At 38.3% G+C, this 21871-nt stretch carries 21 protein-coding genes; 17 read left to right on the plus strand and 4 right to left on the minus strand.

Going from position 1 to position 21871, the window contains the following annotated elements; all coding sequences use genetic code 11:
* Positions 1-99 precede the first annotated feature (99 nt).
* From Ga0466249_RS05925 to Ga0466249_RS05935, 3 genes are all read left to right on the plus strand, one after another.
* The gene (locus Ga0466249_RS05925; protein WP_215828523.1) at positions 100-909 is read left to right on the plus strand and encodes a carboxylesterase family protein; all 810 of its coding nucleotides are present in this window, start codon (positions 100-102) and stop codon (positions 907-909) included.
* A 537-nt stretch (positions 910-1446) separates the two neighbouring features.
* Positions 1447-2307 carry a response regulator gene (locus tag Ga0466249_RS05930; RefSeq protein ID WP_215828524.1) on the plus strand — a complete coding sequence of 287 codons (861 nt, stop codon included), beginning with the start codon at positions 1447-1449 and terminating at the stop codon, positions 2305-2307.
* Entirely contained in the window at positions 2298-2768 is a 471-nt protein-coding gene (locus Ga0466249_RS05935) for a chemotaxis protein CheX (protein WP_215828525.1), read from the plus strand. The genes Ga0466249_RS05930 and Ga0466249_RS05935 overlap by 10 nt, the downstream gene beginning before the upstream one ends.
* A 223-nt stretch (positions 2769-2991) precedes the next feature.
* Here the strand turns inward: Ga0466249_RS05935 and Ga0466249_RS05940 are convergent, their stop codons facing one another.
* Both Ga0466249_RS05940 and aiiA read right to left on the minus strand, forming a co-directional pair.
* Positions 2992-4296, minus strand: a complete 1305-nt coding sequence (locus Ga0466249_RS05940; protein ID WP_215828526.1) for an MFS transporter — start codon at positions 4294-4296, stop codon at positions 2992-2994.
* 18 nt (positions 4297-4314) lie between these two features.
* Positions 4315-5073 (minus strand): quorum-quenching N-acyl homoserine lactonase AiiA, encoded by a 759-nt coding sequence (gene aiiA / locus Ga0466249_RS05945; RefSeq protein ID WP_215828527.1) that lies wholly within the window; start codon positions 5071-5073, stop codon positions 4315-4317.
* Between the two features lie 164 nt (positions 5074-5237).
* Here aiiA and Ga0466249_RS05950 point away from each other — a divergent pair, with 164 nt between their 5' ends.
* From Ga0466249_RS05950 to Ga0466249_RS05960, 3 genes are all read left to right on the plus strand, one after another.
* Entirely contained in the window at positions 5238-5846 is a 609-nt protein-coding gene (locus Ga0466249_RS05950) for a TetR/AcrR family transcriptional regulator (protein ID WP_215828528.1), read from the plus strand.
* A gap of 241 nt (positions 5847-6087) precedes the next feature.
* Entirely contained in the window at positions 6088-6957 is an 870-nt protein-coding gene (locus Ga0466249_RS05955) for a PhzF family protein (RefSeq protein ID WP_215828529.1), read from the plus strand.
* A gap of 14 nt (positions 6958-6971) precedes the next feature.
* Positions 6972-7361 (plus strand): ACT domain-containing protein, encoded by a 390-nt coding sequence (locus tag Ga0466249_RS05960; protein ID WP_246588495.1) that lies wholly within the window; start codon positions 6972-6974, stop codon positions 7359-7361.
* 112 nt (positions 7362-7473) lie between these two features.
* Here Ga0466249_RS05960 and Ga0466249_RS05965 read toward each other — a convergent pair whose 3' ends face one another.
* Positions 7474-8148 (minus strand): Crp/Fnr family transcriptional regulator, encoded by a 675-nt coding sequence (locus Ga0466249_RS05965; RefSeq protein ID WP_215828530.1) that lies wholly within the window; start codon positions 8146-8148, stop codon positions 7474-7476.
* A gap of 562 nt (positions 8149-8710) precedes the next feature.
* On the opposite strand from Ga0466249_RS05965, the gene Ga0466249_RS05970 reads away from it, so the two are divergent.
* From Ga0466249_RS05970 to Ga0466249_RS06020, 11 genes are all read left to right on the plus strand, one after another.
* The gene (locus Ga0466249_RS05970; RefSeq protein ID WP_215828531.1) at positions 8711-9589 is read left to right on the plus strand and encodes a LysR family transcriptional regulator; all 879 of its coding nucleotides are present in this window, start codon (positions 8711-8713) and stop codon (positions 9587-9589) included.
* Positions 9590-9819: 230 nt separating this feature from the next.
* Positions 9820-10977 carry an efflux RND transporter periplasmic adaptor subunit gene (locus Ga0466249_RS05975; protein ID WP_246588496.1) on the plus strand — a complete coding sequence of 386 codons (1158 nt, stop codon included), beginning with the start codon at positions 9820-9822 and terminating at the stop codon, positions 10975-10977.
* An 11-nt stretch (positions 10978-10988) separates the two neighbouring features.
* Positions 10989-14138 carry an efflux RND transporter permease subunit gene (locus tag Ga0466249_RS05980; protein ID WP_215828533.1) on the plus strand — a complete coding sequence of 1050 codons (3150 nt, stop codon included), beginning with the start codon at positions 10989-10991 and terminating at the stop codon, positions 14136-14138.
* Positions 14139-14181: 43 nt separating this feature from the next.
* Positions 14182-14871 carry an MFS transporter gene (locus tag Ga0466249_RS05985; RefSeq protein ID WP_215828534.1) on the plus strand — a complete coding sequence of 230 codons (690 nt, stop codon included), beginning with the start codon at positions 14182-14184 and terminating at the stop codon, positions 14869-14871.
* Between the two features lie 443 nt (positions 14872-15314).
* The gene (locus Ga0466249_RS05990) at positions 15315-15680 is read left to right on the plus strand and encodes a GNAT family N-acetyltransferase (RefSeq protein WP_215828535.1); all 366 of its coding nucleotides are present in this window, start codon (positions 15315-15317) and stop codon (positions 15678-15680) included.
* 323 nt (positions 15681-16003) lie between these two features.
* Entirely contained in the window at positions 16004-16522 is a 519-nt protein-coding gene (locus Ga0466249_RS05995) for a nitroreductase family protein (protein WP_215828536.1), read from the plus strand.
* Positions 16523-16710: 188 nt separating this feature from the next.
* On the plus strand, positions 16711-17517 hold the full coding sequence (locus Ga0466249_RS06000) for a MurR/RpiR family transcriptional regulator (protein ID WP_215828537.1): 807 nt from the start codon (positions 16711-16713) through the stop codon (positions 17515-17517).
* A 119-nt stretch (positions 17518-17636) separates the two neighbouring features.
* A complete protein-coding gene (locus tag Ga0466249_RS06005) occupies positions 17637-18992 on the plus strand; it encodes a 6-phospho-beta-glucosidase (RefSeq protein WP_215828538.1) in 1356 nt (451 codons plus the stop codon).
* A gap of 417 nt (positions 18993-19409) precedes the next feature.
* A complete protein-coding gene (locus Ga0466249_RS26515) occupies positions 19410-19544 on the plus strand; it encodes a hypothetical protein (RefSeq protein WP_312889720.1) in 135 nt (44 codons plus the stop codon).
* A gap of 110 nt (positions 19545-19654) precedes the next feature.
* Entirely contained in the window at positions 19655-20557 is a 903-nt protein-coding gene (locus Ga0466249_RS06015; protein ID WP_215828539.1) for a Gfo/Idh/MocA family protein, read from the plus strand.
* Positions 20558-20692: 135 nt separating this feature from the next.
* Positions 20693-21052 (plus strand): hypothetical protein, encoded by a 360-nt coding sequence (locus Ga0466249_RS06020; protein WP_215828540.1) that lies wholly within the window; start codon positions 20693-20695, stop codon positions 21050-21052.
* 161 nt (positions 21053-21213) lie between these two features.
* Here Ga0466249_RS06020 and Ga0466249_RS06025 read toward each other — a convergent pair whose 3' ends face one another.
* Positions 21214-21444, minus strand: coding sequence for a cupin domain-containing protein (locus Ga0466249_RS06025; RefSeq protein WP_215828541.1), 231 nt, complete (start codon positions 21442-21444; stop codon positions 21214-21216).
* Positions 21445-21871 lie beyond the last annotated feature (427 nt).

Below are 21871 nucleotides of genomic sequence, written 5' to 3' on the forward strand. Positions count from 1 at the left end.
AGTTTCTTGACTTATGGAAAATAAAGTAATGATAATAATTACAAATTGTAGATTAGGTGTGGCGGATTAAAGATAATTACTGCAAGAAGGGGATATATTTTGAAAAAAATTTTTAGTATCATCATCTTTTTAGTAATTCTAACATTATGCTACTTTGTGCAAAAGGGTTTTAATGTGAGCGAACAAAAAGTTATAAAAATTGAACATTCATCCGCACTTACGCCAAATACTTCTGAATCTATTGAACCATCGGATACTTTCGTGGAAAAAAGAAGTACTTTTACATATAATGATCAAAAAATTCAGTACCTGCTTATCTTTCCTGCGAAATATACTCAATCTAAAAATCAATGGCCGATGATTTTATTTTTACATGGAAGTTCACTCCGTGGACAAAATTTAGATTTAGTGAAAAAGTATGGACCAACCTGGGTCGCAGAACAACGCAAGGATTTTCCATTCGTTGTTCTTGCACCACAATGTCCCGAGGGTGAAGATTGGATGAATAAGCCAGATATTCTGGTTGCACTACTTGATGATGTTTTAAAAAAATATCGTATAGATCAAGATAGAGTTTATTTGACTGGAACAAGTAGGGGGGGGAATGGTACATGGTATCTAGCTTGTCAGCATCCAGAATACTTTGCAGCGATAGCCCCGCTAGCCTCAAATCCAACAATTCCTAACAGTTGGAATAAACAGATGATCACTATGCCTATATGGGCTTTTCATGGTGAAAAAGATCCCATTCTTCCGTTGAAAAATGATGAAGCTATGATTAGTGCACTACGCATGCAAGGAGGTACGCCTCGTTTCACGATACTGCCTGACCAGGGACATGAAATTGCTGGTGTATATAAAAACCATGAACTCTATGATTGGTTTCTGACTAATAATCGCCAGCGTTAATTGATCAAATGCATAAGAACCTTTGACAAATCATTGACGAAGGTTGTAGAGAAGTGATAATTGACTATAAGTAATTAAAGGGGAAACTCCTGCTCGATTTTGTATGATCTGGCAGGGTTTTCCCTTTTATGCAAGTTTCTCTGCCCACTTGGAATTTCCTTTTGAAAAATTAGAGCACGACTTAAATGGATTACACTTTCCATGAGGTTTTTTTATTGTAAGTCAGTCTAATAGGCTATTTTCTTTTTAGGTAGGGCCGAAGCGTACTGGTAATAGTAAAAAAATCTGTTAAATTTGTGTAAATATGGCAGGATTATATACGGATATGTCGAAAAATGACGAAAATTAGTGTAATTAGAATGAGTTTATTGTCAAGATTCAAACGGTATCGAACAGTCTGCATCAGTTGAAGAATAGCTTCTGCCAGTTAACTTTTAGTCAACTGGCGATGGAATTGCGAGAAGCTGTCAAATGCAACAACAATACAGATAATTTTAGATGACAATTATTCAAAAATATTTTTGAGGAGTGTTATAAATGAGTGTTCGAATTATGGTTATGGATGATTCCCCATTTTCTAGAACAATGATTGCAGAAGCTTTATCTGATAGTGGATATGAAGTCGTTGGGGAAGCCGATTCATTGGAAGGTTTAATTGAAACCTATGATAAGTGTAAACCTGACATTGTAACTATGGATATAGTAATGCCTGAAGCTAATGGTTTTGAATGTAGTCGGGAACTTCGTAGACATGATCCTAAAGCGAAAATAATACTTGTCAGTTCTATGAAAGATGAAGAAACGGAAACGGAAGCAAAGCGCATAGGTGTAGCTGGTTATATACAAAAGCCAGTAGACATAGAAAGCTTGAGTCGAGTAATAGAAAATATCTTGTCACCTGATGATCTCTTTGAACAATTAATAGAAAGAGGATTTGAAACCTTTAAAGAGGCTCTTGCACAAAATGTTACACGTATGGCTAAAACGCCAGTAACATTTGTACCCATAAATAATGCTGATATACCATATATGTCTCAAGGAATGACGACGGTTATTGGCATCATTGGTCAGTCTTCTGGGTCAATGATTATGGATGTGTCCGATGAGTCTGCAAACAAAATAGCAGAGGCTATTTTGCGGCGCCCTGCTAAAAATCGTGAGGAAGTATTATCCATGGTAGCAGAACTTGCAAATATTATTGCCGGGATTGCTTGTTCGATGCTGAATAAGAAAGAGAAGGCTTTTGGATTACGTGTATCTCCCCCAAGCTTGTTCCATGGTAATACTGCAGAAATTATAAGTCCTAGCGTCAGGCTTCAAAAATGTCTTGCTGAAACTGATTTTGGAAGTATATTTTTGGCTGTTGGATTTAAAAAGGGGTCGGTATTATGGATGTAAATATTATAAACCCAATATTAAGTGCGTTTAATGAGATAATTCCGCAAATAGGGTTCCAGACAATAAGAAAAACGAATATTACATTGGTGGGATCGACATTCAATTATAGTGGAGTCTTAATTAATCTTTCCGTGATTGGTTCAATAAAAGGTGTAATACTGATTGGCATGGATCTAAATTCAGCGAAACGTTTTGCGTCAAAAATGATGATGGGAATGGAAGTAAATGATTTTGATACGTTGGCACAAAGCGCAGTTTCGGAAATGGGCAATATGGTTTGTGCCAATGCCTGTACACATTATAGCCAAGTAGGTATAGATGGACTGGATATTTCACCTCCTACTCTTATGGTTGGTCAGGGAGGCGAAGCTACTTTGCCAGTGCCTCAGACCATTGTAGTTCATTTTTTAGTTGATGATATCGAGATTCAAGTATATATAGGATTAATGAACAGTAAGTAGTGGGATTTCATACGATGTCTCATCATTAAAATGGAGATTTGTTGTATAATATCTAAATATAGGGGTTGCCGCACTAAGAAAATTAGTGTGGCAGCTCCTTTCTCGCAAAAAAACAATCCCCAGACTTCGAAAAGTCCGGGGAAAGGTGTAAGAATTAAAAATTGAATCTGCCGCCAATAAATATACGTTTGTCTGGAAAAAAACGTTACAGACAAGGATTTTCTTAAAATTTATTTTTAGGGATTAGAAAGTAAGACAATACTCCCAACAAAGCGAGAATATAATAAATACTCGAATAAGGAATGTTCAAGTCGACAAGTCTGCCGATTACCGCAGGACCAAAGGACCCGCCGAGCAGGTAAAAAAGTGTAAAGATCCCCATGCCTGCACTAAATTCGGATAAATTCAGCGTTGACGGAACTAATTTCGCACTAGCAGTCAAGACTCCGTTAAAACCAATCATAAGAATAATGATCCAAAGAGCATCAACCCACGGCGAAAATTGTAGGGAAGCACCCATTAGAATAAATCCACCAATCAGACAACAATGTGAGATTATAAGTACCTGCGAACTTCCATACTGATCAGTCCATCGACCAATGAACGATCCGAGTAGTGCAGCAGACATTGCACCTGGGAGCATGAGTAGGCCGATAATGCTTGTCGGTAAGTGGAAAGTAGCCTTAAGCATGATTGGCAATACAAAGGTTAGTCCGGTGTTGCTTATAAAAGTAAGAAAGCTTATCGACAGGATTCTTTGGTAGGGGACATTCTTCATGAAAGTTGCCGGTATAAATGGGTGCGCAGTTTTCTGAATACTCATACCGAATCCAACAAGAAACGCGACACCGATAAAGGTCAATAACCATTTAAAAGTAACTCCTAGCAATATAAATGTCAATCCTGCTGAAAACAAAGCAGCTCCGAGAATATCGAAGGCCCCTCGTTTGTGTTCGGTATTCGGGACATACTTGAGGATAAGGGGAAGGATAAATATGCTTGAAGCGGACACCAAGAACAAGGCGTGCCAGCCGAAGTATTGTTCAATAAATCCGCCGAATACAGGTCCGAAGCCGGAAGCAAAAGCAATTGTGGCGGATAAAGCGCCGAGTACCTGGCCTCTGACACTGGGATTGAAATATTGGATTGTTATTGCATAAGAAAGCGGAGAAAAGGAAGACGCGCCTGCTGCTTGCAGCAGTCTTCCAAGGATTACCTGCCAATAAGAAGTTGTAAAGAAGCCAATAATAGAGCCAGTGACAAGAAGGGTTAATCCAATAATATACAACCGTTGAAAAGAAAAGGACTCGGTTAATTTACTATAGGTTCCTGCACCGATCGCCATCAGAATACTGTAGCCGACCATCACCCAGCTAGCTTGTGAAGAGGTGAGCATAAAGGATTCAGAGATCGATGGAATAGCTAGATTGAACATCGTTATATTCATATTCCCAAATACAAAGAGTAAGCAGAGTGTTCCAATTAAATTACGGCTATTCCGGGTTAGAGAGCAAGCTTCGTTGTCCATAGGGGCAGTTCCCCCCCGCTATAAGAATTCGGGGAATGTACGTCCCTTTGACGCTTGTCTGTTGTCATGGCCAAAGAAGACAACTGTGGGATGAATTTCCTGAATTAATTTCTTCAGGTGCCTAAGTGATTTCGCAGCCATCTCGGAATTAAATGACAAGAAAGGCAGGTCATTTTCGAAATTCTGCTTGGTGTAAGCTCCATCAAGAGTTAGCAATACGGGGCCTGATTTTTCAGTTGTTACAAGCACCGATTGATGTCCTGGCGAATGACCAGGTGTAGACAAAATCTTAATTCCAGGTAATAAATCATAGTCCCCTTCAATGATTTGGTACTGTAAGTCAGGTAGTCGGCACTCTAGTGGCGAATAATTATCATCGGTCATGGCGGTATCAAACTCCGCTTGCTGGATGATAATCGGAGTATTGCGAAAATGACCGTTTCCCCCGGCATGATCCAAGTGTAAGTGAGAACTGATGACTGTCTGCATGTCGTCGGTATGATAACCGACACGCTTCAAAACATTTACAATAGTATCGCTTTCCAGCATGTTAGGGACAAGACGTCCTTCTCTTTTGGTTCCCTTATAATAATCGGGGTTGTTGACAAAGGAATCAGGCATTCCTGTATCGATTAAAATGGGTCCGTCCTCCGTTTCCAAAAGAAATGACCATACCGGCATATTTACCAATTTACCGGGAGGAAGATTCCGGTTTACTGCTGATTGGTCAAGATAGCAAGAACCAGCAGATAGAATATATAATTTTTTTACTGTCATAGGGTATCACCTTTCCTGCAATAAATTTTGTACGATAAAAATTTGTTTTACATGCACAACCATGATACAATTGATACAGGACAACTTGTCCTGTATCAATTGTATCGGACAAGTTGTCCGTTGTCAAGAAAATAGTTAAATCTTCTATTCAAGGAGAATGTTAAATGAGTAAAACACTTGAATTTATCACAAGTTCTACAGATGAGGTATTTCGGCGGCGAATTTTGGAATCGGCAAGAACGTTGTTCATTGAACAAGGCGTTGAGAACGTAAATATGCATCAGATCGCTAAAATGGCACAAATTGGTCAGGCGAGCTTATATCGACGCTATACAGAAAAAGGTGATATTTGCATTGAGGTTGTGCGCGAAGAGTGTCAGCCTTTATTTGAAGAAGTGAAAGCCTATCTTGATCAATCTATTGAGGTCCCTCCTTTAGATCGACTATATCAAGTAATCGTAAAATTTGTTGCTTTTCTGGAGGCAAAGGTTCCCTGGTTATGTGCCGTTAGCCGAGCTTCCACTGAATTTCGTCCGTTGCAATCGCCGCTGTATCAATGGATGCGCACTACATGTCGAGATTTGTTAAATGAGGCCGTTCAACGGGGAGAAGTTGTGGACGTGGATGTTTTGTATACCGTAGAAGCATTATTGGCGGCACTCCACAATATTGATTTTCATACCCAAGATCAAGGGTTTTTGACTAAACGAATTTTGCAAGGATTACGCCGGATTTTTATTGAAGGATTAAAAGAAATTCCTGTACCCAAATAAGGCCTGTTGGAATGGAAAAGTAATCATACACTTGCATTGGTTTGGTAGTTTCAAAAGTCATCTACTATTTGTAGATGGCTTTTAACATAAGATATTATTATGGGATAAATAACCTTTAGCAATTAATTGGCGGAGGATTTGGATTTTTAATAACGAAAATAGCAGAAAGCCTAACACATCGTAGTCCTGCATTTATTGTCACTACATATTGTATTAAATTTTTTAGAAAGGAAGATCTGTATTGGGAGTCATAGTATATACATTGTATTCTTTCGCAAAGGACAATAAAGGTGGAAATCTTGCCGGAGTTGTATTGGACGCAGATCATCTTTCAGATATTCAGATGCTGAATATTGCCAATCAGGTTGGTTTTTCAGAAACCGCTTTTGTTCATAAATCTAATAAAGCTACTTTTAAAGTTCGTTTTTTTACCCCCAATTCGGAAGTTGATTTATGTGGACACGCTACAATTGCCACATTTAGTTTGCTAAGAAATAGGGGGCTGATTGGCAGTGGCATATTTTCACAGGAAACCAAAGCCGGTATATTGAATATTACCGTTGACCATGACAGTGTTTATATGAACCAGATTCTTCCTAAGTACTATGACATACTTGATAAAGCTGAGATTGCTGACAGCTTAAATCTTTCTTCAAATGACTGCTTGAACAATCTACCAGCACAAATTGTATCAACTGGGTTAAAAGATGTAATAGTCGCTGTTAAGAGCATAAAGATATTGTCTTCAATACAACCAGACTTTGCGAAAATATCCGAATTAAGCAAAAAATATAATGTTATTGGATATCATGTTTTTTCATTAGAAACTAAATTTGGATCAACTGCACATTGTAGAAACTTCGCACCTCTATATGATATCAAGGAAGAATCTGCCACGGGAACATCAAATGGCGCATTGGCTTGTTATTTGCATAATTATGGCGTTATAAATAAGGATCAATCCTCTGAACTTTTATTTGAGCAGGGATATTCGATTGGGAAACCTTCTGAAATATTGGTTAGGTTAAAAATAAAAAAAGATAAAATAAGCGAAGTGCTAGTTGGAGGAACAGCTTTAATCAGGGATGAGTTAACATTTGAGCAATTATAGGAGCTGAATATTCGATGTCTGAAATAAAATTAACTCTGGAAGTTTTGTCTGATACACTTGGCGTCTGTAAATTAGATATGAAGCAGGCAATTCCCCCATGGGCGTATCAAGGATGTTTTTTCTCAATAACTAAAACGATGGAAGAACTTTCGATTATTTGTTCTGAAAAGAATATACCGGAATCCGTTTTATGTGAGAGAGGTTGGAAAGCGTTTAAAGTTCAAGGAACATTGGATTTTGGTTTAGTAGGGATTTTAGCCAAACTTACAACGGCATTTGCTGAGGCTGGTTTAGGTATTTTTGCAATTTCTACTTATAATACCGACTATATTCTAGTCAAAGCAAAAGATTTTAATTGTGCGGTAAATGCTTTGCATAATGATGGTCATAAAATAATAGAATAAGGCTTCCTAGTGATTTGCCTTATGCGGAGTATAATTATTTTCAGAAACCACTCAAAAATGGATTACCAAAAACAATGCGCTGGATTGTGGCTTATTACGTATTTTTTCAGAATCAAAATGAGCATATTGATTTCAGCACATAGAATTTATTTTTCCTTGCAATATAACTGCATTTTATAAGCTTCTGTATAACCTGTGAAACCATGACTCTGGACGATCCTACCATAGAAGCGATATCCTGCTGAGTTAAACGGATATTGATTAATGTACCTTCTTGGCACGGAACGCCGTGTTCTTGTGCCATACCGATGAACAGACTGATTACCTTTTCCCGAGTTGTCTGAGTATTTAGCTGCGTAATTTTTTCCCAAGTATCATCCAAGCGTTCACCAAGAGCTTTAATGATCTGAAAGGCAATCTTAGGTTCATTCATAATAACCTGTTCAAAAGAATGGCGGCTGAGACTGCATATTTTAACATTCCCCAAGGCGATAGCCGATGTCGGCGAAAAGATGTTTTCCCGAAACAATGCTGTTTCACCAATCATTTCGCCCGCCCCAACGATTTGAATGATAACTGCTTCTCCTGCTTCCGTTATTTTTACCAGTTTTAGACTGCCTTCTTTTATGTAGAAGAGGACATCGGCGGGATCGCCTTGATTAAACAGAATATCGCCCTTTTTTATAACCTGTTTTTTAGCAGCACGGCATATCATTGGGAATGTGATATTGTCCGTTCCTGAAAACAGAGGTAAATCATGTAAACATTTATATCTTTTTTTGTCCATAATCCTCCCTGGTAAATAGTTATTTTGCCGTTATTTTAATTGCTTGAAAAATACGCATCATTTTAATAAATACCAAAATATAACTGATCCTAGGCAAATAATGCCAACAATTAGTAACACTATAATACATAAGGGCAATTTTTTTCCCTCCTTTCGTTTCTCTATATAAAAAAAATACACTCGCAGTATACTTTTATAATTAGTATACGGTAAGTGTATTTTTTTGTCAAACAGGGAGGAAGATTATGGATAAAGAGTTATCGAAACGTAGTGCTAATAAAATAAAGAACAATGGGGATACGGTCTCTCAACTTTTTCATACTATTTATTTTGGTTAGTTGGAATCAACAGTATCTTCATGTTATACTGTTAAAAATAAATTATATAATTAACACTATTTTCCGAATTGTTACAAAGCACTAAATTTCCTCGTTCCCGCTTCTTAAAGTTTTCTTTGCCTTTTTTATCATAATAGCACCAGAAATGTAGTATGTATAATACTTATAACGTCCTTATCCTTTATATGATAGAAGTATAATATAGCAAGAGGAGTGCTGATTCTATGGATATCAGGAAACTTCAATATTTTCTTGCCGTCGCCGAAGAAGGGCAAATAACCAAGGCCGCTAAACGTCTACATATGGCTCAGCCACCACTTAGTCAGCAACTTAAACTGCTTGAAAGCGAACTGGGAATTCAGTTAATTGAACGAAACGGCGGCGGTCGTAAGATTAAGTTGACAGATGCCGGGCAGATATTACGCAATCGAGCGGAACACATACTGACATTGGTTGACCAAACTGTAAAAGAATTAAAAGATTCGACTGAAAGGTTGCTAGGAACATTATCAGTTGGAATATCGTCGGCCTGGGATGCCCCCTTTTTACCAGATAAAATTCGCGACTTTCGTGAACGTTATCCTGAAATCGATTTTCGACTTATGGGAGGCGAAGCGAATAAAATTGATGAACTGCTAGGCAACGGAATGATAGAAATCGCAATCGCACCATTTCCTCCAGATTTGGAGACCTATACAGCAATACCTTTGCCTGATGAACCATTTGTAGCCGCATTAGGTCCTGCCTCGGACTATGGTTTGTCGGCAAACTATGTACGTTTAGCCGAACTCGCTGATAAACCACTAATCATCCATCGCAAACATGAAACACTTCTGGAGTACTATCGACTAATTGGGCTCGAACCAAGGATTCGCTGTAGCCACAGCGATATTCGCTCCATGTTGGCATGGGCGGGTGCAGGTCTTGGCATAGCTATCGTACCGAGGTCTACGGCAGGCCTGATACCCGATAATACTCTAATTATTAAGGAAATTGTTGAACCGATTCTGAGAACATCGACTACGGCTGTTATTTGGCTGCGAAATCACCAGCTGTCGACTGCCGCACGGAATTTTATCGACATGTTTACCAAAACCAATTAATTACCGATTTCTTATCTCCCCACATATTTCATGCCATCACATGGCATACTTCTATCACGCAATTGCTAATACCCCCCTGCACCGCATTGGTGCAGGGGGGTATTATATTTTTCTCATATAAACTAAAGACTATTTCCGTATTATACATATAAAATTTAGATTGGTATAATTAAAAACAATTCCGGGAGATAGCCAAAGATTACATGCAATCCTACAAGGAGGGATATCCATTGATTCTCACACATAAAATCGGGAAAAATTTTTTTATTAGTTTAAGTGCCCTAATCGTGGTGACAGTAATGTCCGGCTGTGACAGCCGACAGGCGTCGCAAGCTTCCCCCGTTAAAGTTAAAGCGATGCAGGTAGTCCAACGGGATACCCCGATTATATACGAGTTTGTCGGCCAAGTGATAGCGAAAAACGAAGTGCAAATTCGTGCAAAAGTTTCCGGCACTATTGTAGAAAAAAAGGTAACCGGTGGAGATAAGGTTACTCAGGGACAGCCGTTATTTCAGATTGACTGCCGTCAGTATGATGCGGCTTTACATACGAACCAAGCTCAACTGGCACAGTCAGAGGCAACATTGAGCAATGTCCAGTTAGATACTATGCGGTATCGAAAGCTTGCTACACAACAAGCGATTGCTGAGCAGGTATTGGATACTGCATTATCATTGGAACGGCAAAATGCTGCTCTGGTAAATGCAAATCGAGCACGGGTGCAACAGGCGGAAGCCGATTTACAAGATACGTCAATTGTGGCCCCATTCAACGGCCAAATTGACGTAAACGACCTAAGTATTGGTAGTTTTGTTCAGGCTGGTCAGACGGTAATTGCTACCTTATCTTCGGTGGACCCGGTTTTTGTCCAATTTAGCATGAGCGAAAATGAATATTTGCATTTCACCCAACTTGGACGCGGTACTTCGCCTGCCGAATGGGGAAACAATCTGAAACTGATTCTTAGTGACGGAACACAGTATCCGCTTGCAGGACATATTGAACAGGTGGATCGCGGCATGGCGCAAGATACGGCGACACTCACGATGAAGGCGACATTTGATAATTCTCAGGGAGTGCTTATGCCAGGCATGTTCGCCCATGTCGTGGCACAAGGTGAACTACGTCGGGGGGCTTTGTTGGTACCAGAGCGGGCTGTGCAACAACTGCTGGGAAAGACTTTTGTTACTATTGTCGGAGAGGGCGATAAGGCCGAACCGCGACCAGTAAAAACAGGACCGCGTGTTGGCAACTTGTGGGTGGTAGAGGAAGGCTTGACAACAGCCGATCGTATCATTGTGGAAGGCTTTGCCAAGACTCCGCCGGGAACACCTTTAAGTGTAGAAATACTAGACCCAAATGAACTGCAAAGTGCAGCTACAAACTAGGGGGGAAGTCTGTGTCTAAATTTTTTATTGACCGTCCAATTTTCGCCATAGTATTGTCCGTAATCATCACCCTGGTCGGTTTGATTGCCGCTTTTAATGTACCGATTGATCGGTATCCACAAATTACTCCTCCTCATGTTAGTGTCGACGCCAACTATCGCGGGGCTAATTCCCAGATAGTGGAGAGAACCGTTGCCCAGGTGCTCGAACAGCAGGTGAATGGTGTGGAAAATATGGTATCCATGTTATCCACCAGTGCTGATTCAGGTTCGTATCAACTGGATGTCCAGTTTGAATTAGGAAAAGACCCAGACTTAGCGGTGGTGCAAACGCAAAACCGAGTGACTCAAGCAAATGCCTCTTTGCCGCAGACGGTATTGCAGTCCGGTATTACCGCCCGCAAGGTGTCATCGGATTTTGCCCTGATTTTCGCATTATGGTCGCCGAATGGAACCTATGACAGTACCTTTATGAAAAACTACGGTGATATTAATATTATCGAAGATTTAAAACGCGTCAAGGGCGTGGGCAATATCGGCGAATACGGCGCCGATTTTGGCATGCGGATATGGCTGCTGCCCGACAAAATGGCCCGGTTTGGCATTACCGCAAGCGATATTGCCAAGGCTATCAACGAACAAAACGTCCAGGCCCCAGCCGGAACCATCGGCCAGCGGCCATCACTTAAACAAGAATTCCAATATACTGCTATCATCCAAGGCCGTTTGGTGGAGCCGGAGGAATTCGCCAGGATTGTTATCCGTTCGAAACCGGATGGGTCATTTATTCGACTCGGAGATGTGGCTAAGGTAGAAATTGGTGGCAGAAATTATGGCTTCTCCTGTGACGTTAACGATCATCCCGCAATCGTTTTTATGATTCAACCAACAACTGACGCCAATTTATTGGATACGGTTACCAACTGCAAAAAGGTAATTGAGGAGGCCTCCAAGCGATTTCCCCCTGACATGGATTATAAAATGGTCATCGATACGGCTAAGTTTGTACGAGAATCGCTGAAAGAAGTGGTAAAGACATTGGCTATCGCATTACTGTTGGTGTTGATGGTAGTTTTCATGTTTTTGCAAAGCGTGCGTGCCACCTTAATTCCCATGCTGGCCATTCCCGTATCGCTTATCGGAACCTTCGGTGCATTTTTAGCACTAGGCTTTTCTATCAACACCCTGACCATGTTTGCCATGGTACTAGCCATCGGCCTGGTGGTGGATGACGCCATTGTCGTCATTGAGGCAGTGGAACATCATATGCGCTATAACGGACTCAGTCCGCGGGATGCTACCATACGGGCGATGAGTGAGGTTTCGGGACCGGTTGTAGCCATTGCTTTTGTGTTGGCATCAATCTTTATTCCGGTGGCCTTTTTTGGCGGGATGGTGGGCGTATTGTACAAGCAATTTGCATTGACGATCGCTATTTCCATGGGGTTATCAGCCATAGTGGCGTTATCATTAACGCCGGCACTTTGCTCATTATTGCTCAAGCCTTATCATCCAAACGCACCTACAGGATTGATCACCAAGTTTTTCGCCAGGTTCAACGATTGGTTTGAAAATATAATCAATAGATATGGTAAGGGATTGGTCAAAGTAATTCAACGCTCGACTCTATGTATCACGCTACTAGTGGTCTTGCTCATTGCGAGCGGCGGATTAATCCGGATCGTGCCGACATCTTTTGTTCCGCCGGAAGATCAAGGCTTTTATCTTAACTCTGTGAATCTGCCGGAAGCGGCTAGTTTGGACCGTACGCAGGAGGCAGGTAAAAAAATCTGTAAACTGCTCAGTTCACAATCTGGCGTACAGGATATTGTCATTGTTACCGGCCTTGATCTTTTGACTAGAGCAAATAAGCCGAACAGCGCCAATATGTTTGTTGGACTTACCGACTGGGATGAAAGAACCGCTCCCGAACTACAGGTTGACCAGAAAATTCGTCAGGCGCTGGCACTTACACGTTCATTACCGGAGGCGACAGTGCTCTCTTTCAACCCTCCTCCCCTGCCTGGCGTCGGTACGATGGGGGGATTTACTTTGATGTTGGAAGGCCGGGGCAGCAACTCCGATGAGAAAATGAACCAAGTCTCCCAAGAATTTCTTGCCGCCGCCCGCAAACGTCCAGAAATCGGAACCGTTTATTCCAATTTTCGAGTGGATACTCCCGGTTACCGGTTTGAGGTTGATCGGGATAAAATAAAAGCCCTGGGTATTCCGGTGGACGATGTGTTTAGCGCATTGCAAGTTTTCCTGGGCGGCTTGGAGGTCAACGATTTCAATATTTTTGACCGAACCTACAAAGTAGTGATCCAGGCTGAAACCAAGTTTCGGAGTGATGTAGACTCCAGCCGGTTCTTTTTCGTGCGTACCGAGACAGGGAAAATGGTACCGCTGAATACGCTGGTAAAACCGGTACCGATTAGCGGCCCATCCCTGATTCAAAGGTTCAACGGCTACCGGGCCATTAAGATTGGCGGCGCTCCTGCCCCAGGCTATAGTTCGGGACAGGCATTGACTGCTATGGAAGAAGTAGCCGCACAGACACTGCCAGGCAGTTTTAGTTACGAATGGGCAGATCAAAGTCACGAAGAAAAAATCTCGGGTGGTCGTGCACCCATACTATTTGGTCTGGCGTTATTGTTCATGTTCTTATGTTTAGCAGCTCTTTATGAAAGTTGGAGTGTTCCCTTTGCTGTTATTCTCTGTGTACCCACCGGTATTTTCGGTGCTTTCTTATTCCAATATATGCGGCACTTGGAAAATAACGTTTACATGCAAATTGGGTTGGTAATGTTGATTGGGTTGATGGCCAAGAATGCTATACTAATCGTAGAATTTGCCAAAGTCAGGGTGGATAAAGGTATGGCTCCTGTGCAGGCAGCCATTGAGGCGGCTACCATCCGTTTACGGCCTATTCTAATGACTTCACTAGCATTTATCATCGGCTGTATTCCTTTGGCAATCGCTACGGGAGCCGGATCCGGTGCCAGAAAAGCCATGGGAACGGCAGTCGTTGGCGGTATGCTTATGTCTACGATTTTAGGGGCGTTTTTAATTCCAGTGCTGTTTGTTGTTATTGAGAAGGTAACATGCAAACTTGCTATATTTCAACAACGATTAAAGTGGGCGCAGCGAAAAGAGGAATGATAATGAATCGGAAAACAAACCAAGTATTCGTTCAGGGAAAACTATGGACAGCAGCGTTCACGTTCATCATTGCAGTGAATTTTCTTACCTATGTTGGCAATTTTATGTTACTGTCAACCTTGCCATTGTTGGTACTTCATATTGGCGGAAGCAAAGTAGCGGCGGGACTGACAACTGGGATATATTAGCAGTTATCGAGAAAACTGTTTTATGGCCGTCTTTCTTATTTTTTATCATTGTTATAACTTATTCTACCATTATGATTTTTTTGCCACCCTATGCGAGCGACAAAGGAGTAACAAATATCGGGTTATTTTTTATTATCATTGCATTGGCGATGATGTTTACAAGACTAACAACCGGACGAATCGCTGATCGGTATGGAACTGCCAGAGTTTTAGTACCTGGCATGGTTTTATTGGGAATTGCCTTGCAAATATTATCTGTAGCTTCATCATTGCCAGTATTTTTGATCGCTGCTGTATTTTACGGGTTGGGTTATGGAACCGTTCAACCTGCTTTGAATGCATTGGTTATTTCGCTTGCTCCGGTTGAAAGAAGGGGAACAGCCAATGCAACATTTTTTTGCGCGCAGGATATTGCAGGCATACTTGGTTCCGTTATTTGGGGAATTGTAGCACAGGCATTTGGATTTAGCTATATTTACAGCGCTTCAGCGATATTAATGATTTTAGCTATCATCTTGTATTTAGCAACTACTAAACACTACTAATAGGACGGATTATTAATACTTTAATTGAAATAGGATTTAATATCGTTAGTGTGTTAGAGTTAACAGCAACGGAAGAGTTCTTATCATAAGAGCACAAAAATATAAACTAATTGTGATATACTGGAAGGTAAATATTTGATGAGAGTATGTTATTGATTTCGCAGTTCGGGATGGTAATATTATAACAGCAAACGGTGGAGGATCGGATCCAAACTGTTTTTTTGTTCCCCGAGGCTAAACGAAAATAATATAGGGAGACGGTGTATGTATGGACTATAAAAACATGACGTCACCCTGGTAGTGGTGGAGATGGGGTTATGCAAAATGTCAACGCTAATTTTTAAATCCAGTGAATTGGTATCCGTGGGCAGTAAAACATTTTAATAAACTACAGAGACATCACAAACTGGTAGTGAAACTTGAGTGGAAAAGAGGTTAATTGTATGGGAATTAGGAATGCAGAGATAACGGATTGGAAAGACATACAGGGACTGCTTAAACAACTAGATTATTCGGATACTGATTCATTCTTGCAAGATAAAATTAAAACGTTATTAAACCACCCTGATGAAAGGTTATTAGTCTATGAGTGTGATGGAAAGGTTGTTGCGCTTATATCCATTCATTTTATTCCGCAATTAGCTCTTAAAGGTGATTTTGCTAGGATAAGTTATTTCGCTGTAGATAATGAAATTAGAAGTAAAGGTATTGGGCGTGAATTAGAAGAATATTGCGTTTCCTTGGCAAAAGACAGAAAGTGCGATAGGATTGAAGTGCATTGCTATTCTAGGAGAGTGGCAAATTTGTAGTTCTATCACTTTGTCAAGATAATGAACCTTAGCAACATTGTTTTCGAGTGATTTCACTTGACTTTCTCTCTTTATATCACCATAGTTCAAGATTGTAAAACCAACCACGACGTTTATTTTATGAAACTTTTTTTATTTCGTTATTGGCACTCTAGCGGTTTTGTATAAGTAAACGTAATGATGGACTGTTAGTGGAAAAGCTCCTGCTAAATTTTGTATGAATTTGGCAGGAGTCTGGTTTTTCTATGGGAATTTAGTAAAATAAACTTTAAATTTAGCTTCTTGCCCCTTTTAAAATATGGATATAGTAAAGGAGAGACAATATGGGTTCAATAATGTCAAATATAATAAATCGTAGGAGTATCCGAGCCTATACTTCAAAAAAAATAGATCGAACCGATATTATTCAAATATTAACTGCAGCTAGTTGGGCTCCATCGGGGAATAATCTACAGCCTTGGCGATTTTCCGTAATAACAAATGCTGAATTAATAAAGGAATTATCCTCTCTTACAATTTATCATAACTGGGTACAAAGCGCGCCGTGCTTAATTGCGGTTTTTCTCGATACTAAAACTGTAGATGATAAAATATCAAATATTTACTTAAAACATGTTCAGGCAATTGGGGCAGCAATACAAAATATGCTGCTCACAGCACATGAACTTGGTTTAGGAACTTGCTGGATTGGGGAAATATTAAAAAATGAAGATAAAGTAAAGGAGTTGATAGGAATTTCAAGTGAAATGCAGCTTATGGCTATCATATCTGTTGGATATCCAAGTAAAGATAGTAAATCTAGAAGGATGGATATCTCTGAAATTATTATAAATTGGTTGTAAAAATGGTGGGATATTCTTAATTATTTATGTCAGATATTCAGTATGATGTATCCTTCTTATTTTGAATTGGGGCGAGCTATAGGAGCTACATCAAGACGGTTTGGTCTATAAAAATATCTGGAAAATCAGTAATGTTTTCCCCTTCCATTTATATTATGAAAATCAATTTAATAGGGCAGGAGGAAGTTATGCGAAACTATAATGATTTATATCTTAAACTACAAAAAATAATTAATCAATCGGCTTCAAATGATCCATATAAAATTATTGCAAAAACTTTAATTGAAAATATAGATAGTTTTGAGCATATTACAATTGAAAAGATGGCAATACTATCTTTCACTTCAACTTCTACAATATCGAGATTTGTCAGATCCCTTGGGTATAAAAGTTTCATTGATTTAAAAGAATATTCTAAATCGAATAAAGTAAGTCGTTTTATAAGTATGAATGATAACCTTAAAGATTTGAAATTCGATAAATTTCATGACAATGATATTCTTAAGAACTATATAGATACAATTTGTAATTCACTTCAAAATTTGAAAGAAAATATTGACTTAAAAAAGATAGATAAAATAAATGAAATGATTTATTCAAATGAACATATATCCATATATGGCATTTTACTTCCAGGCTCTTTGGCTAAGCAATATCAATTAACTATGCTTTCTCTAGGCAAATACTGTGAATATTATGACTTGTTAAATTTGGATTTAAGTTTAACTTCGGAAAAAAGCAGGCTATCTTTGTTTTTTTCTGTAGATGGAAATTTTATAGAATCATCTAGGGAAATTATAGTAAAAGCCAAAGCAAAGGGTGAAAAACTTATCCTTGTAACTCAAAATCCAAGAATAAGACTATCTAATATGTTTGATGAAATTTTGTATATGGGTAGTTGTGATTCACCAAAGAGTGGTCGCTACAAATTGATGCTATTTATCGAAATATTGTTGAACAGATACTATATAACCTATTATAACGATTTAATGTGAAAATTTCATATTGTGAAAAAAATGCCGTTCTTAGATGGGTTAAACACCTGAATACTATGTTAAACTCAAATTACAAAATTTACAAAAAAGTTTGTATTAAACATAGGGGGGGCATATACATGAAAAAGCTAAAAATTGTTACAATTGGTGGAGGCAGTAGTTATACTCCAGAATTAATGGAAGGTTTTATTAAACGATACAAGGAATTTCCAGTTTCGGAAATTTGGTTAGTTGATATTGAAGAAGGTAGGGAAAAGCTAGAAATAGTTGGGGCTATGGCAAAAAGAATGTGGAGGGCTTCTGGTTATCCTTGTGAGGTACATTTAACCCTTAATCGTAGAGAAGCCTTAAAAAATGCAGATTTTGTAACAACACAGTTTAGAGTTGGTCTTTTGGATGCTAGAATTAAAGATGAGAGAATTCCTTTAAAGTATGGAATATTGGGGCAAGAAACTAATGGGGCTGGCGGCATGCTTAAAGCTTTTAGAACAGTACCGATTATACTTGACATTATTAAAGATATGAAAGAATTATGTCCAGAAGCATGGCTTATTAATTTTACAAATCCATCAGGCATGATTACAGAAGCAGCAATTAAATACGGTGGATTTGAAAAAACTATTGGATTGTGTAATGTCCCGTTGAGATACATGATGATGGCAAGTGAGGCTTTAGATATTCCAGTTGCGGAATTAGACTTCAAATTTGCTGGACTTAATCATTTCCATTGGCATCGTGTTTGGGATAAGACCGGAAAGGAACGAACTGATGAAGTTATTGAAGTAGTTTATAATCCTAATAGTACTAAAGAGTTTAAAGGTATGGAAAATATAAAAGATATAAAAATGCTTTATGAACAAATCAAAGATTTAGGATTACTTCCCTGTTCCTATCACCGTTATTATTATATTATGGATGAGATGCTTAAAGATGAATTAGAGGAATTTAAAAAAGGAGAAACAAGAGCTGAAATAGTAAAAAAATTAGAAGCTCAGTTATTTGAATTATACAAAGATCCCAAATTAAATTATAAGCCCGAACAACTTTCAAAACGTGGTGGAGCTTATTATTCAGATGTAGCGTGTGAAATTATTAATTCTATTTATAATGATAAAGGGACTACTATGGTTGTAAGTACTAGAAATAATGGCACTATTTCAGATTTGCCTCATGAGTGCATTGTGGAGGTGTCATCACTTATAACGTCAAGGGGACCTCAGCCGCTTAATTGGGGACATTTCGATTCGGCACCAAGAGCTCTTGTTCAGCACATGAAGGGGATGGAAGAAACCGTAACTAAAGCCGCTGTGACGGGTGACTATAATAAGGCACTACATGCCTTTATAATAAATCCTTTAGTGCCTAGTGGGAAGATCGCAAAAACACTTTTAGATGAAATGTTAGTCGCTCATAAAAAATATCTCCCTCAATTTAGAGAAAAAATAACTCAACTAGAAGCTCAACTATCTCACTAAGCTTCATGTGATATCGATGATAGTGAAATTTTAACGGCCTAATGCGGCTTCCTATTCGTTTTAGAGAAAAAAGTTGTTTCTTATGCATTGTTCGTTATAATGTTGGATGAATATTCATAATATTTGACATTCTTATTTGATTGTGTTATAATACCCCCAAGTAATTACATGAGACGTTGGATGGGGACATTGAGTTGGCCAAACCTTCCAAAAGAAAATTTTGGGGGGGCTTTTTATTGAAAACGATAAGTTTTGAATGAAACGAAAAATGACGAGTTTGTCGATTTTTCGTTTTTTTATTTCATAGGCAACAGATGTAAATGAAATAAGGGGGTGTTTCCCATATGATCATCAAAAAGATATTAAATAATAATGTAATTATTACAGAAGACAAGAGGTTGTGTAACGGGTAAAGGCATAGCTTACAAAAAGCGTTGCGGCGATTCTGTTCCAGATACCGTAATAGATAAGATATACATGCTTTCCAATCATGACATATTGGAAAAATTCAAGAATTTGCTTGTGGGGGCAACCCTTGTTAAATTATGTTAATTTAACAAGGGTTTTGTATTTATATGATGAATATGTAGAGATAAGAAGTTTTTAGCAGATTATTATGACATGTTAGGAGAAATTAATTTGAATTTTAGGGAGATATTCAGATGAAAATTGGTATCGTAGGACTTGGTAACATATGTGAAAAGGCTTATTTACCAGTAATTACGGCTGTAGAAGGTATTGATTTAATATTTTGTACTAGAAATAAAAAAAGGTTGGAAAAATTATCACAAAAGTATAGAGTAAGTAGCTATGTTACATCAGTTGACGATTTAATCGCGTTAAAAGTAGATGCAGCTTTTGTACATACTTCTACAGAGTCTCATGTTGAAATAATAGAAAAACTTTTAACTCATCATATTCATGTTTATGTAGATAAACCAATAAGCTATGATTATAGAGAGTCATTAAGAATGGCTGAATTGTCAAAACGGGTTGGGAAAATATTAATGGTTGGTTTTAATAGAAGATTTGCTCCTATGTATAAAGCTTTGAAGGAACATGGAAAAGCTAATATAGTTACAATTGAAAAAAATAGAGTAGGTAAACCTAATGATGTTACTATATTTATTTTAGATGATTTTATTCATGTAGTAGATACCTTACGATTTTTAATGGATGGGGAAATAACAGATATAAAGGTTCATAGTCTTAAAAAGCAGGGATTATTGTATAATGTAGTTGTTACATTATCTAATGAAAATATAACTGCTATAGGAATTATGAATAGAGATAGCGGAGTGGCAGAAGAAGTTGTAGAGTATATGAGTTCAGGTAATAAATTAGTGGTAAGAGATTTAGTAAATGCAACACATTTCAAAGAAAATATCGAGACAAAGATTAAATTTAAAGATTGGGACCCAATTCTTTATAGAAGGGGTTTTTACCACACGATAGAATGCTTTTTACATGCAGTAAAAAACAATGAACCATCAACTCCTTCCATAGAGGATTCGTTGGTAACTCATCAAATATGTGAGCAAATCATTAATTTGATAAACAAATAAAAAGAGAGACATTGGGCAAATTATGATGCATGTTTATTCTTAGCATGGCATGTTATGGAAGAAACCTTGTCTTTTTGTATCAGAAGTTTTCCATGATTTAAGTTGATACAGTAAAACTCGTGAGAGGTTATAGATATGGATACTTACGATAAGGATTTTTGGCAGGCATTAGATAAACTGGTAGAGGATTCAGAATTGGTGATTGACCGACCAAAAGGAACCCGCCATCCAAGGTATTCTAACATGTTGTATTTGGTCGATTATGGATATTTACAAGGTACATCTTCCATGGATGGTGGAGGAATTGATGTTTGGCGAGGTACCGATGAAGGAGGAAAACTTGATGCAGTGATCTGTATAGTTGATTTGCTTAAGAAGGACTCCGAAATTAAACTGCTATTAGGTTGTACAGATGAAGAAAAAACTATTATTTACCGCTTTCATAATGAAAGCAAGTATATGAAAGGTATTTTGATTAATCGAGAGACACTTTAATCGAAAAGAGGGGCTGTGTTGAAAACGGATGGTTAAAATAAATGGAATAAACCTACATATGTTGGAAGTTCTGTATAAGTAAAACTTGACTTAAGTCGAGTATAAAGGGTCAATTAGCGCAAATAGTGCGTGAATCCTGGGGTCAGCTAATGGAATGGTGATTAGCATTCTTTAGGCTTATATCTTGATTTTTGATCAAAGTAAGTTATATCGGAATAACCAGCGTAAATTTTACCGGAATGATGAACTCCTTCTGGAATAAAATAGCGATCACCTTTGATGAAAGTTTGTTTTATTTGACCAATTGTCAAATCAATTCTTCCTTCTAAAACAATGCCCCATTGACCTTCATGGGCATGTTCGGGTAATTCGACGTCTTCGCTAAATTCCATGAAAAGAATTTGGTGATTATTACCTTGAGATAGGTAAGCCTTTATTCCGTTGAGTGGAATATCTGCTTCTGGTATTTAAGTATTGGTTCGGGAAAAAAGGACAAGAACAGTCCCTCCTAAAATAAATAGTTTAATGCCTATTAAATGTAATTCTCTCCAGAATTACATTTTCCTTCCAATTATATTAGGATTTATATCAATTCGGAAGTAGTGGTCAGCAAAATTTGAGTATTCTAAGTAATAAAAGTAAAGTTTTATAATAAATGATGCTTTTACCACAACATTATGAAGTGGCGTTATAAATCAAATTACGTCCTTAAATTATAATTATAAACCATAAACAAATCATTGACTAAGGTTTGACCAGAGCTTCCGTTCAAGTGCCACTAACGGATTTATGGTTAAGTGCGATTACGCAGGGAACAGA

This window comes from Pelorhabdus rhamnosifermentans, assembly GCF_018835585.1.
In the GTDB taxonomy this organism is placed as follows: Bacteria; Bacillota; Negativicutes; order UMGS1260; family UMGS1260; genus Pelorhabdus; species Pelorhabdus rhamnosifermentans.

Excerpts from the sequence above, each read along its gene's own strand:
- Ga0466249_RS05930 (WP_215828524.1), top strand. The coding sequence starts at position 1,447 with ATGAGTGTTCGAATTATGGTTATGGATGATTCCCCATTTTCTAGAACA.
- Ga0466249_RS05935 (WP_215828525.1), top strand. The coding sequence starts at position 2,298 with ATGGATGTAAATATTATAAACCCAATATTAAGTGCGTTTAATGAGATA.
- Ga0466249_RS05940 (WP_215828526.1), bottom strand. The coding sequence starts at position 4,296 with ATGGACAACGAAGCTTGCTCTCTAACCCGGAATAGCCGTAATTTAATT.
- aiiA (WP_215828527.1), bottom strand. The coding sequence starts at position 5,073 with ATGACAGTAAAAAAATTATATATTCTATCTGCTGGTTCTTGCTATCTT.
- Ga0466249_RS05950 (WP_215828528.1), top strand. The coding sequence starts at position 5,238 with ATGAGTAAAACACTTGAATTTATCACAAGTTCTACAGATGAGGTATTT.
- Ga0466249_RS05960 (WP_246588495.1), top strand. The coding sequence starts at position 6,972 with ATGTCTGAAATAAAATTAACTCTGGAAGTTTTGTCTGATACACTTGGC.
- Ga0466249_RS05965 (WP_215828530.1), bottom strand. The coding sequence starts at position 8,148 with ATGGACAAAAAAAGATATAAATGTTTACATGATTTACCTCTGTTTTCA.
- Ga0466249_RS05970 (WP_215828531.1), top strand. The coding sequence starts at position 8,711 with ATGGATATCAGGAAACTTCAATATTTTCTTGCCGTCGCCGAAGAAGGG.
- Ga0466249_RS05985 (WP_215828534.1), top strand. The coding sequence starts at position 14,182 with ATGGACAGCAGCGTTCACGTTCATCATTGCAGTGAATTTTCTTACCTA.
- Ga0466249_RS05990 (WP_215828535.1), top strand. The coding sequence starts at position 15,315 with ATGGGAATTAGGAATGCAGAGATAACGGATTGGAAAGACATACAGGGA.
- Ga0466249_RS05995 (WP_215828536.1), top strand. The coding sequence starts at position 16,004 with ATGGGTTCAATAATGTCAAATATAATAAATCGTAGGAGTATCCGAGCC.
- Ga0466249_RS06000 (WP_215828537.1), top strand. The coding sequence starts at position 16,711 with ATGCGAAACTATAATGATTTATATCTTAAACTACAAAAAATAATTAAT.
- Ga0466249_RS06005 (WP_215828538.1), top strand. The coding sequence starts at position 17,637 with ATGAAAAAGCTAAAAATTGTTACAATTGGTGGAGGCAGTAGTTATACT.
- Ga0466249_RS06015 (WP_215828539.1), top strand. The coding sequence starts at position 19,655 with ATGAAAATTGGTATCGTAGGACTTGGTAACATATGTGAAAAGGCTTAT.
- Ga0466249_RS06020 (WP_215828540.1), top strand. The coding sequence starts at position 20,693 with ATGGATACTTACGATAAGGATTTTTGGCAGGCATTAGATAAACTGGTA.
- Ga0466249_RS06025 (WP_215828541.1), bottom strand. The coding sequence starts at position 21,444 with ATGGAATTTAGCGAAGACGTCGAATTACCCGAACATGCCCATGAAGGT.